This is a genomic window from Paenibacillus amylolyticus (assembly GCF_001570725.1).
GTDB lineage: Bacteria > Bacillota > Bacilli > Paenibacillales > Paenibacillaceae > Paenibacillus > Paenibacillus amylolyticus_A.
Genome location: NZ_BCNV01000002.1, coordinates 1 through 15,109 on the forward strand (window position 1 = coordinate 1; position 15,109 = coordinate 15,109).

The 15,109-nt window shown below is 47.6% G+C and carries 13 protein-coding genes and 1 rRNA gene; 13 read left to right on the forward strand and 1 reads right to left on the reverse strand.

The genetic code is table 11. The features are described from left to right. Positions 1 to 74: 74 nt before the first annotated feature. From rrf to pssA, 9 genes are all read left to right on the forward strand, one after another. Positions 75 to 191 (forward strand): 5S ribosomal RNA (rrf, locus tag PAHA3_RS17945). A 172-nt stretch (positions 192 to 363) separates the two neighbouring features. Continuing rightward, complete coding sequence (locus tag PAHA3_RS17950) at positions 364 to 1,551, forward strand: GNAT family N-acetyltransferase (protein WP_235599498.1); 1,188 nt, start codon at positions 364 to 366, stop codon at positions 1,549 to 1,551. A 460-nt stretch (positions 1,552 to 2,011) separates the two neighbouring features. Next, a complete protein-coding gene (locus tag PAHA3_RS17955; protein WP_062836165.1) occupies positions 2,012 to 2,473 on the forward strand; it encodes a CtsR family transcriptional regulator in 462 nt (153 codons plus the stop codon). Between the two features lie 31 nt (positions 2,474 to 2,504). After that, on the forward strand, positions 2,505 to 3,029 hold the full coding sequence (locus PAHA3_RS17960) for a UvrB/UvrC motif-containing protein (RefSeq protein ID WP_062836166.1): 525 nt from the start codon (positions 2,505 to 2,507) through the stop codon (positions 3,027 to 3,029). A 28-nt stretch (positions 3,030 to 3,057) separates the two neighbouring features. After that, positions 3,058 to 4,128, forward strand: coding sequence for a protein arginine kinase (locus tag PAHA3_RS17965; protein ID WP_062836167.1), 1,071 nt, complete (start codon positions 3,058 to 3,060; stop codon positions 4,126 to 4,128). A 184-nt stretch (positions 4,129 to 4,312) separates the two neighbouring features. Then, positions 4,313 to 6,775, forward strand: coding sequence for an ATP-dependent Clp protease ATP-binding subunit (locus tag PAHA3_RS17970; protein WP_062836200.1), 2,463 nt, complete (start codon positions 4,313 to 4,315; stop codon positions 6,773 to 6,775). Positions 6,776 to 7,035: 260 nt separating this feature from the next. Next, positions 7,036 to 8,403 carry a DNA repair protein RadA gene (gene radA / locus PAHA3_RS17975; protein ID WP_036671578.1) on the forward strand — a complete coding sequence of 456 codons (1,368 nt, stop codon included), beginning with the start codon at positions 7,036 to 7,038 and terminating at the stop codon, positions 8,401 to 8,403. A 13-nt stretch (positions 8,404 to 8,416) separates the two neighbouring features. After that, on the forward strand, positions 8,417 to 9,493 hold the full coding sequence (gene disA, locus PAHA3_RS17980; RefSeq protein WP_062836168.1) for a DNA integrity scanning diadenylate cyclase DisA: 1,077 nt from the start codon (positions 8,417 to 8,419) through the stop codon (positions 9,491 to 9,493). A 45-nt stretch (positions 9,494 to 9,538) separates the two neighbouring features. Continuing rightward, positions 9,539 to 10,270: a CDP-diacylglycerol--serine O-phosphatidyltransferase gene (pssA, locus tag PAHA3_RS17985; protein WP_062836169.1), complete on the forward strand. Its 732-nt coding sequence runs from the start codon at positions 9,539 to 9,541 to the stop codon at positions 10,268 to 10,270. A 132-nt stretch (positions 10,271 to 10,402) separates the two neighbouring features. Here the strand turns inward: pssA and PAHA3_RS17990 are convergent, their stop codons facing one another. Further along, positions 10,403 to 10,798, reverse strand: coding sequence for a hypothetical protein (locus PAHA3_RS17990; RefSeq protein ID WP_017692049.1), 396 nt, complete (start codon positions 10,796 to 10,798; stop codon positions 10,403 to 10,405). A gap of 173 nt (positions 10,799 to 10,971) precedes the next feature. On the opposite strand from PAHA3_RS17990, the gene PAHA3_RS17995 reads away from it, so the two are divergent. The 4 genes from PAHA3_RS17995 to gltX all read left to right on the forward strand — a co-directional run bounded on the left by PAHA3_RS17995 (position 10,972) and on the right by gltX (position 14,816). After that, positions 10,972 to 12,057, forward strand: coding sequence for a PIN/TRAM domain-containing protein (locus tag PAHA3_RS17995; protein WP_047841132.1), 1,086 nt, complete (start codon positions 10,972 to 10,974; stop codon positions 12,055 to 12,057). Positions 12,058 to 12,159: 102 nt separating this feature from the next. Further along, positions 12,160 to 12,852: a 2-C-methyl-D-erythritol 4-phosphate cytidylyltransferase gene (ispD, locus tag PAHA3_RS18000; RefSeq protein WP_062836170.1), complete on the forward strand. Its 693-nt coding sequence runs from the start codon at positions 12,160 to 12,162 to the stop codon at positions 12,850 to 12,852. Further along, entirely contained in the window at positions 12,849 to 13,325 is a 477-nt protein-coding gene (gene ispF, locus PAHA3_RS18005; protein ID WP_017692052.1) for a 2-C-methyl-D-erythritol 2,4-cyclodiphosphate synthase, read from the forward strand. Before ispD ends, ispF begins: the two co-directional genes overlap by 4 nt. A 33-nt stretch (positions 13,326 to 13,358) precedes the next feature. Continuing rightward, positions 13,359 to 14,816, forward strand: coding sequence for a glutamate--tRNA ligase (gene gltX, locus PAHA3_RS18010; RefSeq protein WP_062836171.1), 1,458 nt, complete (start codon positions 13,359 to 13,361; stop codon positions 14,814 to 14,816). The last annotated feature ends 293 nt before the right edge of the window (positions 14,817 to 15,109 follow it).

A 15,109-nucleotide genomic window follows, 5' to 3' on the forward strand; every position in this document is an offset into this window, starting at 1 on the left:
AGTTGTAATTCGCGTGTTTCGTTTCGAATCTAGTTTTCAGAGAACGATCTCTGAAATGTAAGCTAAGCTATGCGTTTGGTGGCGATGGCGGAGGGGTTCCACACGTACCCATCCCGAACACGACCGTTAAGCCCTCTAGCGCCGATGGTACTTGGACCGCAGGGTCCTGGGAGAGTAGGACGCCGCCAAGCGAAGAACCACTGCCGATGTTATTCGGTGGTGGTTTTTATTTGTTTATTTTAGGGGATGCGAAAGCATCTCTTATTTGACTTTGCAGGAATCCTCTGACACACTCATAGTGGATACATAGATGGCGTATCAGACTTTCATATTGAAAATGATCTCAACATTCTAGAGAACGGGGTGCAGGATGAGATGGAAATTCAGAAATTGACGGTAAATGATTTTGAACCAGCGATGGCACTTTCCGAATATGCTTTTCAAGTGGTAATGAGTGATGAACAAAAAGAAAAGCGGCGTACTCAATTTTCGTCACAGGATATATGGGGTGTATACGAGGATGGACAGCTAGGAGCCAAACTTCACATTATCCCTTTTCAAACCTATATTCATGGCAGATCGTTCGAGATGGGCGGGATTGCTGGTGTAGCCACCTGGCCAGAGTATAGACGCAAAGGCTGGGTAGCGGGTCTGCTAAAGCATGCGTTGGAAGAAATGAATCGTAACAAACAAAGTATATCGTTCTTGCATCCATTCTCTTTTGGTTTCTATCGGAAGTATGGATGGGAGACTTATGTTGAATTTAAACGATATAAAGTACCTACAGCTCATTTGTCTTCGAAAAAAGCGACACCTGGAACGATCCGGCGTGGCGATCCGGACCTCAGCGTACTAAAGGAAGTATACAGTGCTTACGCTGAGCGCTATAACGGAACCTTGGTCCGGGATGATGCAAGGTGGGAGAATTCAGTTCTTGTTAATGGGACTAGCCAGAGGGCTGTATATTATGATGAAGCTGATGTAGCACAAGGTTATCTTTTATATGAGGTAAAGGAAAATAAGTTTACCATTAAAGAGATCATCTATCTGAATGAAGAGGCTAGGCAAGGGCTGTGGACCTTCATTGCTAACCATGATTCCATGATCCAGGAAGTTACTTTACAGGCACCAGCCAGTGATACGCTCGCTTTCCAATTGGATAATCCACGGATTCAGCAGGAGATTGTACCTTATTTTATGGCACGCATCGTTAGTGTGGAGCAGTTTATATCTCAGTATCCATTTGCAAGCCAGGATTCACCGGTACAGATTGTTCTTCAGGTAGAAGATACCCACGCTCCGTGGAATGAAGGGGTATGGCAACTAAACGTGGCGATGAACGGAACGGCGTCCATATGGAAAACATCCGAGACAATTACTGATGATCAGACCATTAAGGTAGATATTCAAGCTCTCACGGCGGTGCTGATGGGATATCGCAGACCAACAGAAATGGCACGTATCGGAAGAATTTACGGACCAGAAGTAGCAATCAAGGCTTTGGAACAAGCGATCCCTGAACGGGAAACCTACTTGCTTGATTTCTTCTGATAACTATCCTTCTGTTTCAATCAACTTGATTAGCTTATATAGAAATACGGCGTTATCGAAAGACAAAAGGACTTCTCCAGCAATTTTGGAGAGGTTTTTTTGTGTCTGGGGAATATTTCGTGTAAAATCGTAAAAAATGAATAGTGACCCCACTTGGCAAACCCACAAAATATGCTATAATGGTTATAAAGTCAAAGAAAGTCAAAGTCAACTAAAGGTTTAATACTTAAGTAGCTTTCTTTCTACAATCTGATGGGTGATCGCCAATATACGGGATTCATTTTATCGGAGGATCAAGGAAATATTAAAGGACCTTCGTGCTTCCTTCGCTCTCCTGTTGACGTCTGTGGAAGCAAGATTCGCTGTTTTCCTGATTGGTTAAATGGGTAGAGAAGGTGTACTCTGTGGGGGCGTGTGGGTCCTTATTGACTTAACGTTTCAGACAGTGGAGGATGATTGGATGCGTAATATCTCTGATATTATCGAACGATATCTGAAGAGTATTTTGCATGAAAGTCCCGAAGGAATGGTTGAAATTCAGCGTAATGATCTGGCAGATCAATTCTCATGTGTACCTTCCCAGATCAATTATGTCATCAGCACACGTTTTACCCTCGAGAAGGGATACCTGGTAGAGAGTAAACGCGGCGGTGGTGGTTATGTTCGCATACAGCGCATTGAATTACCGGCCCAATCAGCTCTGCATAATCATTTGCATCATAGTATTGGTGATGAGATCGGGCAGACAGCTGCCGAAGGTCTGATCTATCAACTGGAAGAAGCGCGTTTCTTGAGCAAGCGGGAAGCCGGGTTGATGCGAGCAGCTGTATCTAGAGAGGTTATATTGGTCAAACTTCCTTACCGGGATCAAATTCGTGCCAGAATGTTGAAGGCGATGTTAATATCTTTGCTCGGTAAATGAAAACTATCGGGGTCAAAGGAGGTACATCAATATGCTGTGCCAAGAATGTAATAAACGTCCGGCGACACTTCATTTTACGAAGATTGTAAATGGAGAGAAGACGGAATTCCATATTTGTGAGTCATGTGCCCGTGAAAAAGGGGAGATGATCCCTGGAACAGCAGGTGGATTTTCCATTCACAACTTGTTGTCAGGATTGCTTGATTTTGATCCAGCTGGCAAGAGTGGATCGGCAGGAACACCACCTGCAAAAGCACTTCAATGTGAAGAGTGTGGTATGACGTACTCACAATTTAGCAAGATCGGTCGATTTGGCTGCAGTTCATGTTATAAATATTTTGACAGCCGTCTGGACCCTTTGTTCAAGCGGGTTCATGGCAGTACGTCCCATGTAGGTAAAGTGCCTGCAAGAGCTGGTGGTCGCATCAAGGTGAAACGGCAAATCGCCGATCTGAAGCGTGAACTCCAGGAGAGCATCGCCCAAGAGGAATTTGAAGAGGCGGCTCAGATCCGTGACCAGATCAGAGGACTTGAAAAAGGAATAGCTCAGGAGTAAAGTTTGTCATGAGTAGGAGGGATGCGTAATGCCTAATCTGCGTTTTACAGAGAAGGCGCTCAGCGACTGGATGCGCAGTGATGCGGCTGATTCCGAAATCGTCATTAGCAGCCGTGTCCGGATCGCACGCAACCTTCAGCATGTTCCGTTTCCGATGCTGGCTTCCAATGAGCAATCGGAAGAGGTGCTGAATAAGCTGAGCGAAGTACTTCAATACGATGAGGTTCATGCCTTTGGGGATTTTCATACGTTGGATCTAATCGATATTGACGAACTCGACAAACGGGTGCTGGTGGAGAAACATCTGATCAGTCCAAGTCTTGCGAATGAATCCAGGAATGGTGCAGTTATTCTCAGTGAGGATGAGTCTGTCAGTATTATGATTAATGAAGAGGATCATCTTCGTATCCAGTGCCTCTATCCGGGGTTCCAGGTGAAAGAAGCCTGGGAGAAAGCTTCCGCAATAGATGATGCTTTTGAAGCGCACGTGGATTATGCTTTTGATGATCGCAGAGGATACTTAACCAGTTGTCCTACCAATGTAGGTACAGGTGTCAGAGCATCGGTGATGATGCACCTGCCTGCCCTGGTGATGACGCAGCAGATTGGCCGCATTTTAACCGCAGTTTCCCAAGTAGGATTGACTGTAAGGGGAATTTACGGCGAAGGCAGCGAGGCCATGGGTAACCTGTTTCAGATCTCGAACCAGATTACATTGGGACAGACCGAACAGGAAGTCATCGAGAACCTGCATAGTGTTGTATTACAAATGATTGGTCATGAGCGTACAGCCAGAGAACGGTTAATTACCGACTCCAGACTTCGGATCACGGATCGTGTCATGCGTTCTTACGGTATATTGTCTCATGCAGCTATTGTTGATTCAAAGGAAGCTGCACAGCGCTTATCGGATGTACGTCTTGGCGTGGATCTCGGATTACTGGATGGATTGTCCATCACGGTAATGAATGAGTTGAATGTGATGACTCAGCCGGGATTCTTGCAGAAAACATTCGGGGAAGATATGCGCACAGATGAGCGTGACATCTATCGTGCTCAGTTGATTCGTGATACGATCAATGCAGCGAAACAGTCCTAGCTTAGCCTGATACTGTATTGAATTATGGTTTCATGCCGCATTGCGGCTTTTATATAATAGGCATGTACGAATGCCGAATGACTTTATTCGCAGCACGGCTGCAAACAAAAATGATATGAAGAATACGACGGTTATTTCATTATATGACCCTCGTTTTATCCAAAACCATGGAGGTGCAGGAGATATGATGTTTGGAAGATTTACGGAACGGGCCCAAAAGGTGCTCGCACTCGCGCAGGAAGAAGCTGTCCGTCTCGGTCATAATAACATCGGTACTGAGCATATTTTGCTCGGCCTCATTCGTGAAGGCGAAGGCATCGCAGCCAAAGCACTGATCGGCCTGGGACTCGGATTGGAAAAAATTCAGGATGAAGTAGAAACGCTGATTGGCCGTGGCCAAGAGCAACCTACCAACATTGCATATACGCCACGTGCGAAAAAAGTAATTGAACTGTCTATGGATGAAGCTCGTAAATTGGGCCATACCTATGTAGGCACAGAGCATATCCTGCTCGGATTAATTCGTGAAGGCGAGGGTGTTGCAGCACGTGTGCTCAATAACCTGGGCATCAGCCTGAACAAAGCACGTCAACAAGTGTTACAGTTGCTTGGCAGCAGTGAAGCTGTATCCAGCCATAATGGAACACCTGCCAATGTCAGCACACCAACACTGGACAGTCTGGCACGTGACCTCACGGCTTACGCCAGAGAGAATAACCTTGACCCAGTCATTGGACGTAGCAAAGAAATTGAGCGTGTCATCCAAGTGCTCAGCCGTCGTACCAAGAACAATCCGGTATTGATCGGTGAGCCAGGTGTAGGTAAAACAGCGATTGCTGAAGGCCTTGCACAAAAAATCATTGCAAATGAGATTCCGGAAACATTGCGCGACAAACGTGTAATGACCCTGGATATGGGTTCAGTAGTAGCCGGAACCAAATATCGTGGTGAGTTTGAAGATCGTCTGAAAAAAATTATGGATGAGATTCGCCAAGCAGGTAACATTGTCCTGTTTATCGACGAATTGCATACCTTGATTGGCGCAGGCGGAGCTGAAGGTGCCATCGATGCTTCTAACATTTTGAAACCAGCTCTGGCCCGTGGAGAATTGCAGTGCATTGGTGCAACAACACTGGATGAATATCGTAAATATATCGAGAAGGATGCAGCGCTTGAGCGTCGTTTCCAACCGATTACTGTAGATCAGCCTTCTCCGGAAGAAGCAATTCAAATCTTGCACGGCTTGCGTGACCGTTATGAGGCGCATCACCGCGTGAAAATTACGGACGAAGCGATTGTGCAGGCGGTTAAACTGTCTGACCGTTACATTACAGACCGTTTCCTCCCAGACAAAGCGATCGACCTGATTGATGAAGCGGGTTCCAAAGTAAGATTGAACTCTTACACGATCCCACCAAACCTGAAACAACTGGAAAGTCGTCTGGAAGATATCCGTAAGGAAAAAGACGCAGCGGTTCAAAGTCAGGAGTTCGAAAAAGCAGCAGCTCTTCGCGATACGGAACAAAAAATCCGTGAAGAACTGGATGTAACGAAGAATCAATGGAAAGAAAAACAAGGTCGCACGGATTCTGAGGTAACACCTGAGGATATCGCGCAAGTGGTAGCCAACTGGACAGGAATTCCGGTGAACAAGCTGAAAGAAGAAGAGACACAGCGTCTGATGAACCTGGAATCGATTCTGCATGAACGTGTCATTGGCCAAGATGAGGCTGTGAAGTCCGTCAGCCGTGCGGTTCGTCGTGCTCGTGCTGGATTGAAAGATCCAAAACGTCCGATGGGTTCATTCATTTTCCTTGGCCCTACAGGGGTAGGTAAAACAGAACTTGCTCGTGCTCTGGCTGAAGCGATGTTCGGCGATGAAAATGCAGTAATCCGTATTGATATGTCCGAGTATGGTGAGAAGCATTCGACTTCCCGACTCGTCGGAGCGCCTCCGGGATATGTTGGATATGAAGAAGGTGGCCAGCTGACAGAGAAAGTTCGTCGCAAACCTTATTCCGTAGTCCTGCTCGATGAAATCGAGAAAGCACATCCGGAAGTATTCAATATCTTGCTGCAAGTGCTTGAGGATGGTCGTCTCACGGATTCCAAAGGTCGCGTGGTTGACTTCCGGAATACGCTGATTATCCTGACATCCAACGTGGGTGCTGAAGCGATCAAACGTAACTCTACACTCGGCTTCACAGCAGTTGTGGATGCAGGTGCGGATTACGATAACATGAAGGGTAAAGTCATGGATGAGCTGAAGAAAAGCTTCCGTCCAGAGTTCCTTAACCGGATTGATGAAATTATCGTATTCCACTCTCTGGAACAGAAACACATTGCAGAGATTGTTACCCTCATGAGCGAGGAGCTTCGCAAACGGCTACGTGAATACGAGGTGGACTTCGAACTGACCGACAATGCCAAGGATTTCCTTGCCAAAGCCGGCTTCGATCCAGCTTACGGTGCGCGTCCGCTTCGTCGGGCGATCCAGAAGCATATCGAGGACAAATTGTCCGAAGAGTTGCTCACAGGTAACGTAACCAAAGGGGATTCATTGCTCATTGACGAGGAGAACGGTGCACTATCTGTAACGAAAAAAGACGTGGTGGTTCCTTCTAACGAGGAAATTGAAACCAAATAATATGTATCAAGCTTTGGAGTTGAACTCCAGCTTGTAGTGATCCTTAATCCTTCTCGGCTTCGGCCGGGAAGGATTTTTTGCATTTTGGACAGAAGACGGACATGATTATGTCAGGAACATGTGTAAAGTTTGCGATAATCCTTTACGAAAAATCTCAAACAATGGTAAACTTTTAGTAACCCTGCACGTCAGGGAGTTTGGGCAAAATTCGTCGAATAATGCAAAATGCTGTTATAAAACTAAATTATAGGAGTGCTGAAGTGGCCAAAGTTAAAACCAAGTTTCAATGTACGGAATGCGGCTATGAAGCCCCCAAGTGGTACGGTAAGTGTCCGGGTTGTCAGTCATGGAATTCAATGGTGGAAGAAACAGAGACGGTGGTCAAAACACAAGGGAGAAATTCTCCCCTGTTTGACAGTAAAGATAAACCGCTTCCTATCATAGATATAGATAGCGGTCAGGAACCGCGTGTGCAGACTGGAATCGGAGAGTTGAACCGGGTATTGGGTGGCGGAATTGTTCCAGGTTCCCTCGTTCTGGTGGGCGGAGATCCAGGTATCGGTAAATCAACGTTGATGTTGCAGACGTCCCATGCGTTGACGCATTCGGGTTTGCGTGTGTTATATGTTTCCGGTGAGGAATCAGTCAAGCAAACCAAATTACGGGCGGATCGTCTCGGGGCGCTCTCAGCCGAATTGTATGTGCTGTGTGAAACTAATATGGAACGTGTAGAGGAAGCGGTGGATCAGATCCAGCCGCATTTTCTTGTCATCGACTCCATTCAGACGGTATATCTTCCCGAAGTTACCAGTGCGCCAGGTAGTGTAGCACAGGTAAGGGAATGTACGTCAAGGTTCATGCGGATTGCCAAAGGCAGAGGCATTGCAACGGTTCTTGTGGGGCATGTTACCAAAGAAGGTGCCATTGCCGGTCCACGTATGTTAGAACATATGGTGGATTGCGTGCTTTATTTTGAAGGAGAACGTCATCATACGTATCGCTTGCTGCGTGCGGTGAAGAACCGTTTTGGTTCCACCAATGAGATTGGCATTTTTGAAATGGGCGAGGATGGACTTCGTGAGGTGGGCAACCCGTCCGAACTCTTTTTGTCGGAACGTCCACTAGGGGTAGCAGGTTCAACGGTAGTTGCCAGTATGGAGGGTACACGCCCTCTGCTTGTGGAATTGCAGGCGTTGATCTCGACGACCCATTTCCCTTCTCCCCGCCGTATGGCAACAGGGGTGGATCTGCATCGGTTGAATCTGATCATTGCTGTGCTGGAGAAACGAATGGGTATGTTTTTACAGACCCAAGATGCGTATCTGAATGTAGCTGGAGGAGTAAGGCTGGATGAGCCGGCTGTCGATTTGGCGGTTGCTGTCAGCATTGCATCCAGTTTGAGAGATGTACCGACCAAGCCGGATGACGTCATCTTTGGCGAGATTGGTCTGACAGGTGAGGTTCGAGCCGTATCACGGGCCGAACAACGAGTGAAGGAAGCCGCGAAGCTGGGCTTCAAGCGAGTCATTTTACCAGAAAAAAGCTTAAAGGGCTGGAAACATCCTCGCGGGATACAACTGATCGGTGTGAATACCGTGGCAGATGCACTAGCGGTTGCTTTAGATTAGGGGGCATAACAAGATGAAAGATTCGAGCCAACTGGATAATATGAATGAATTGTTGAGGCTGATCGCACCAGGTACACCTTTCCGCGAAGGTCTGGAAAATGTGCTGCGCGCCAAGACGGGCGCACTGCTTGTTGTAGGATACAGCCCTGAAGTAATGGAAGTGGTGGACGGGGGATTCTCGATTAACTGTGATTTCTCCCCGAACTATCTGTACGAACTCGCCAAGATGGATGGAGCCATTATTCTTAGTGAGGATTTGAAGCGTATTCTTTACGCCAATACCCAGTTAATCCCGGACTCTTCAATCTCTTCATCAGAGACGGGGATTCGTCACCGGACGGCAGAGCGTGTAGCGAAGCAAACGGGTAAATTGGTGGTTTCCATATCACAGCGTCGGAATATCATCACCTTGTATCAGGGAACACTTCGTTATTCCCTCAAGGAAATCGGGGTTATTTTGACCAAAGCGAATCAAGCGATTCAAACCTTGGAAAAATACAAAGCTGTATTGACACAGTCCCTTACGAATCTGAGTGCCTCTGAATTTGAGGAACTGGTAACGATTCCTGAAGTGGTTAATGTGATTCAGCGTACCGAAATGGTGATGCGGATCAAAACGGAAATCAAACGATACATTCATGAACTTGGGAATGAGGGACGACTCATCTCCATGCAAATGGAGGAGCTCGTGGGCACAACGGAAGAAGAAGCTTGGTTGCTATACAAAGACTATGCCCGTGACGACAGTGATGACAAAATCCGTGAAATTATCGTGGGACTGAAAAGGTTGTCGGATGATGAATTGCTGGATGCACATCATATTGTTCGTCTGCTCGGCTACCCTTCATCAGCGGCTACTTCGGAAGATTCGGTTGCACCTCGCGGATTCCGGGTATTAAATAAGATCCCCCGCCTGCCGAATGTCATTATCCATAACCTGGTGGATCAATTCGAACAATTGCCTCATGTCATTATGGCTACAATTGAAGAACTGGACGAAGTGGACGGTATTGGTGAAGTTCGTGCCCGGACCATTAAGGAAGGCCTCAAACGTTTGCAGGAGCAGATGTTTATCGACAGACAGATGTAAGGGTTTGCCTATATAAAGGCTTGAAATGGATGAGGTGAAACAACAATGCTAACCAGATTCATTCCGAATCTCTTTACCCTGGGTAATCTGTTTCTTGGAATGATGGCGATTTTGCTTGCGATTGATGGAAATTACAGTTTGGCTGCTATTATGGTCATTGTAGCGATGCTGCTGGACGGTCTGGATGGCCGTGTGGCACGTGCGCTCAATGCCCAAAGCGAATTCGGCAAGGAACTTGATTCCTTGTCCGACATGGTTTCCTTTGGTGCAGCACCAGCCCTGATCATATTTATGGTGTCATTTCAAGATTCGATGCCGATGCTCGCCTGGATTGCAACAGCTGCTTTTCCGATCTGTGGAGCCATTCGTCTGGCTCGGTTCAATGTTCGTCCGGGAATTCCGGGGTACTTCACAGGTCTGCCGATTCCGGCAGCCGGCGGAGTGCTGGCTACACTGTCCTTGTTTAACAAGGATATCGGTCCGATCAGCATGATGATTGCTACGTTGCTGTTATCCTACCTGATGGTGAGTTCGCTTAAGTATCCCAATTTCAAAAAGGTTGGTTTGCCGCGCAAAGCAATCTGGATTGCACCATGGGTTGTGTTATTTGCGATAGCCGTAGCCGTTATTTTCCCGGAGCAGTTATCCAAATTGATTTTTATTCCGCTGGTGTTATACGCCTTGTATGGAATGAAGCATAATGTGCGAACAGCGGCCTCGCGTAGCCGGGCTAAAAAGCGCAAAGATGAGAAATCTTCCCGTCCTTCTGATCGTTAAGTAGCACGGGGCATTGGGGACAGACACAGTACAAAGAAAGCACGTACGCTCCTGGATAGGAGAATGCGTGCTTTTTGTTATTCAGATCTATTTACGGTAAAAGAAACCCTTACGAACGACATACATATCTTCTTACGACAGATTAAACATCCCTAACGTCGAACACTTCTGTGATTCGTGATTCACGACCTCTTCCATGTTGATGTCCAGCAGATTGCAGAGAGCCGACATGTAGAACAGGTTCCGGCCCAGCTCAGAGCTGATGACCTCTCGGCAGTTCTCGCACAACTCACCTTCCACATGCGTTTCCAGCAAGCCCTTGGTTTGAGCGATATCGCTCTCCGGGGCATATTTCTGCTTGGTGGCGTGCAGCTCGATGCAGCCGCATTCGGTAATGGCTTTGGACACGGCACGGTTAACAGACGCTCCGGCTTGTCCCGTTTTGGACAGTACATCAATCAGGCTGCGATGACGCAGCAACAGTTCAGAAACTTGATCCTGGAAAGCCTGTAAACTTAGCGTACTCATTTTGCCACTCACCTCGGGATATGAATTGAATTCATTATATGCCAATAATTTACCTACTTTCAACTGACGATTGCAACATTTCCAAAAAGTTCTTGCGGATGGGATTAGCAATTCAGGAATTGGATCATACTGGATATAAAGATCAAGATACATTGAAGGAGGTGCAGGGACTAATGTGGAAAAAAGGCATTTTAACTTTTACAGGATTGTGCGGTGCATGGTTCGGCTACACGGCATATCATCTGGCAGGAAAATCGGTCCCATGGATGGCGGAGTGGATTCAGTCAGCAGGATTACTGGGAGCTGGGATATCGACGCTGCTGGGAGCTGTAATGTTTATGGCTGTATGTAACATTGGTGGTACATTGATGGCAGACAGGCTGCATAGTGGAATTGATTCATTGGCAAAAGTACCTATGAACGAACTGGCTGCAGGTGCGGCAGGTACCGTTGCAGGATTGCTCGTGGCCTTGTTGCTCTACCCTGTTGTGGGATGGATGGGGACGGCAGGAGAAGTGCTGCAAGTGGCGCTGACGGTGATTAGTGCCTATTCCGGCTACACCCTTGCCATGGCGAAGAAAGACGATCTGGGGGCCTTCTGGATGTCTGGGCGATGGGGTCATCCGGAGGTAGACGAGGATAGACGGATGGAAGAACATAAAATTCTGGATACCAGCGTTATTATCGATGGACGTATCGCTGATATATGCAAAACCGGATTCATTGAAGGCACGATCGTAATTCCCGAATTCGTTCTGGAGGAGCTGCAGCATATTGCTGATTCATCGGATCTGCTCAAGCGGAACAGAGGACGGCGTGGACTGGACATTTTGAACAAAATCCAGAAGGAACTCGATGTCAAGGTCCTGATCTACGAGGGGGATTTCGAGGAAATCTCTGAGGTAGACAGCAAATTGGTTAAACTGGCTAAAGTGCTTCAGGGTAAAGTGGTCACCAATGATTTTAACTTGAACAAAGTGTGTGAACTCCAGGGTGTATCTGTGCTGAACATTAATGATCTCGCCAATGCGGTCAAGCCAGTCGTTCTACCGGGTGAGGAGATCATGGTGCAGATCATCAAGGATGGCAAGGAACATGGTCAAGGTGTAGCTTATCTAGATGATGGCACAATGATCGTTGTGGAGGGTGGACGCGAGTACATCGGCATGATGATGGAAGTGCTGGTGACCAGTGTGCTGCAGACTTCAGCGGGACGAATGATTTTTGCCAAGCCGAAACTGTTGGAAAAAGCCCAATAAAGCGGTATGATGGGTAGTGTATCGTTGAACGAGATTTTATATCGCGGATAGATATTTTACATCTCTGAACGATAAACTGACAGACAAGGCAGGGATTGCGGCATGGATAAAGGGTGGGGCGTTGTCATTGTGGCAGCAGGTCGGGGAACCCGGATGGGGACGACCGAGAGCAAGCAGTTTCTGTTGCTGCAGGACAAGCCCGTTTTCATACATACGCTTGAGGTATTTGCTGCGCTGGACGAGGTCCACGAGATGGTGCTGGTCACAGGAGCTGCAGATGTTGAACGCTGCCAGGATTGGGTAAAAGAATACCAACTGGATTCACGTGTCCGTGTTATCCCCGGAGGGAAAGAGAGACAACATTCTGTCCATAAAGGCCTGAAGGCACTTGGGACGGATTGGGTTCTCGTTCACGACGGGGTACGTCCTTTTGTGAACCATGAGCAGATCAAGGGGTGCATGGAGGCCGCCATATCCGGTGGAGCGTCTGTACTGGCCGTTCCCGTGAAGGATACGATCAAACAAGTGAATGCGGAAGGAGTCGTTACGGCGACGCCAGACCGCAGCAGTCTGTGGAGCATTCAAACCCCGCAGGCTTTTCGTCTTTCTTCCCTGCTCTCCGCCTACGAATCAGCCGAGCAGGACGGATTTCTGGGGACAGATGACGCCATGCTGGCTGAACGTCAGGGAATGTCGGTCAAGGTTGTGGAAGGCAATTATACCAATATCAAATTAACGACGCCGGAAGATTTGGAATACGCCGCGTTTTTGCTGGGGGGAGAGAAGAAGCGATGATACGTGTAGGACAGGGATTTGATGTACATCAGCTGGTGGAGGGACGCCCGTGCATTATTGGCGGAGTAACGATTCCTTATGAAAAAGGACTGCTGGGTCACTCGGACGCAGACGTGCTGTTGCATGCGATTAGTGATGCCATTTTGGGTGCGCTGGCACTTGGGGATATTGGCAAGCACTTCCCGGATACCGATCCGGAATTCAAGGATGCCGACAGCCTGAAATTGCTGGAGCATGTATGGCAGCTTGTGAAGGATCGCGGGTATAAGCTAGGGAATATCGATTCAACGATTATTGCCCAGAAGCCAAAGATGGCTCCTTATATCCCACAGATGGCTGAGGTTATTGCCAAGGCACTGGAAGCGGATGTAACACAGGTGAACGTGAAAGCAACAACGACAGAGCAACTGGGATTCCCGGGACGGGGAGAGGGCATTGCCGCTCAATCCGTTGTTTGCCTTGTACGTGTGTGATATCATCAATCAATTCGTGACGGAGGGGATCATATGAGCACGGAAATTCGTGTGCGTTACGCGCCGAGCCCAACGGGACACCTGCATATCGGGAATGCCCGTACGGCGCTGTTTAACTATTTGTATGCCAAACATAATAACGGTAAATTCATTATTCGTATTGAAGATACGGACGTGAAACGGAATATTGCCGGTGGTGAAGAAAGCCAGCTGAAATACCTGAAATGGCTTGGAATCGAGTGGGATGAAAGTATTGACGTGGGTGGAGAATACGGACCATACCGTCAAACGGAACGTCTGGATCTCTATCGTAAATATACGCAGGAATTGCTGGATAAGGGTCTGGCTTACCGCTGCTTCTGTACGGAAGAAGAATTGGAGCAAGAGCGCGAGGAACAGTCAGCACGTGGAGAAACACCACGTTATTCGGGCAAACACCGTGACCTGACTCAAGAGCAAATTAGTGCGTTTGAAGCGGAAGGCCGCGTAGCGAGTATTCGTTTCCGTGTACCGGAAGAGCGCACATATACGTTTGATGACATGGTTAAAGGTACAATTTCATTCAACAGCAAGGAATCCGGCGACTTCGTCATTGTGAAAAAAGACGGCATTCCCACATACAACTATGCCGTTGCTGTGGATGATCACTTGATGAAGATCTCCCACGTTCTGCGCGGGGAAGATCACATCTCGAACACGCCGCGTCAACTGATGATCTATGAAGCGCTCGGCTGGGAGCCGCCGCAATTCGGTCATATGACGCTGATCGTGAATGAAAATCACAAGAAGCTGAGTAAACGGGATGAGTCCGTTATTCAGTTTATTGAGCAGTATGATCAGCTCGGCTATTTGCCTGAAGCGATGTTTAACTTCATTTCCTTACTCGGCTGGTCGCCAGAAGGGGAAGAAGAGATCTTCTCGCAAGAGCAACTGATCTCCATTTTTGATACGAAACGTCTGTCCAAAAGCCCGGCGGTATTTGATACCCACAAGCTGGCGCACTTGAACAACCACTATATCAAACATGCTGACCCGGAACGTATTGCCGAAATGGCCATTCCACATCTGCAAAAGGCTGGACGTATTTCTTCCGAGCTGTCTGCTGAACAAAAAGAATGGGCATATTCGCTGGTACACCTCTACCAGGAGCAGATGAATTCTGCCTCCGATATTGTGGAATTGTCGGAAGTGTTCTTCCGTTCCAATCTGGAGCTGGAAAGCGAAGGAGAAGCAGTACTTGCTGAGGAACAGGTGCCAACTGTACTGAAGGCATTTGCGGATAAAGTGCAGGCGAGCGAAGAGTTTACTCCAAGCAAAATGGCTGCATTGATCAAGGAAGTACAGAAAGAAACCGGCTTTAAGGGCAAACAGCTCTTTATGCCAATTCGTGTAGCCTTGACTGGACAGACGCATGGACGGGATTTGAATCAAACGATTGTGCTTCTGGGCCGTGATACGGTGATCGAACGTTTGCTTGCGCAAGTAAAATAAGCTTAATCGACGATATTCCATTAATTTGGAATCTGAACACAGTCTTATGATGTATGGATTACGTAGGAGGCTGTTGTCAGTCTGAGGCCTTTTCGCTATAATAACAACACAACGAATAATTGATATGATTTATCTAATAGAACAGCAAAGATCGGGAGGAGTAGACTGACCCGGACAGATTCAGAGAGGATGGTCCCGCAGCAAAGGAAGATTTCTTTGGTTGCGGTGGCTGTGAGCCATCCACTGTCCAGCAGTCGAAATGCGCCCGTGAGCTGCACAGCCGAATCCAGCCC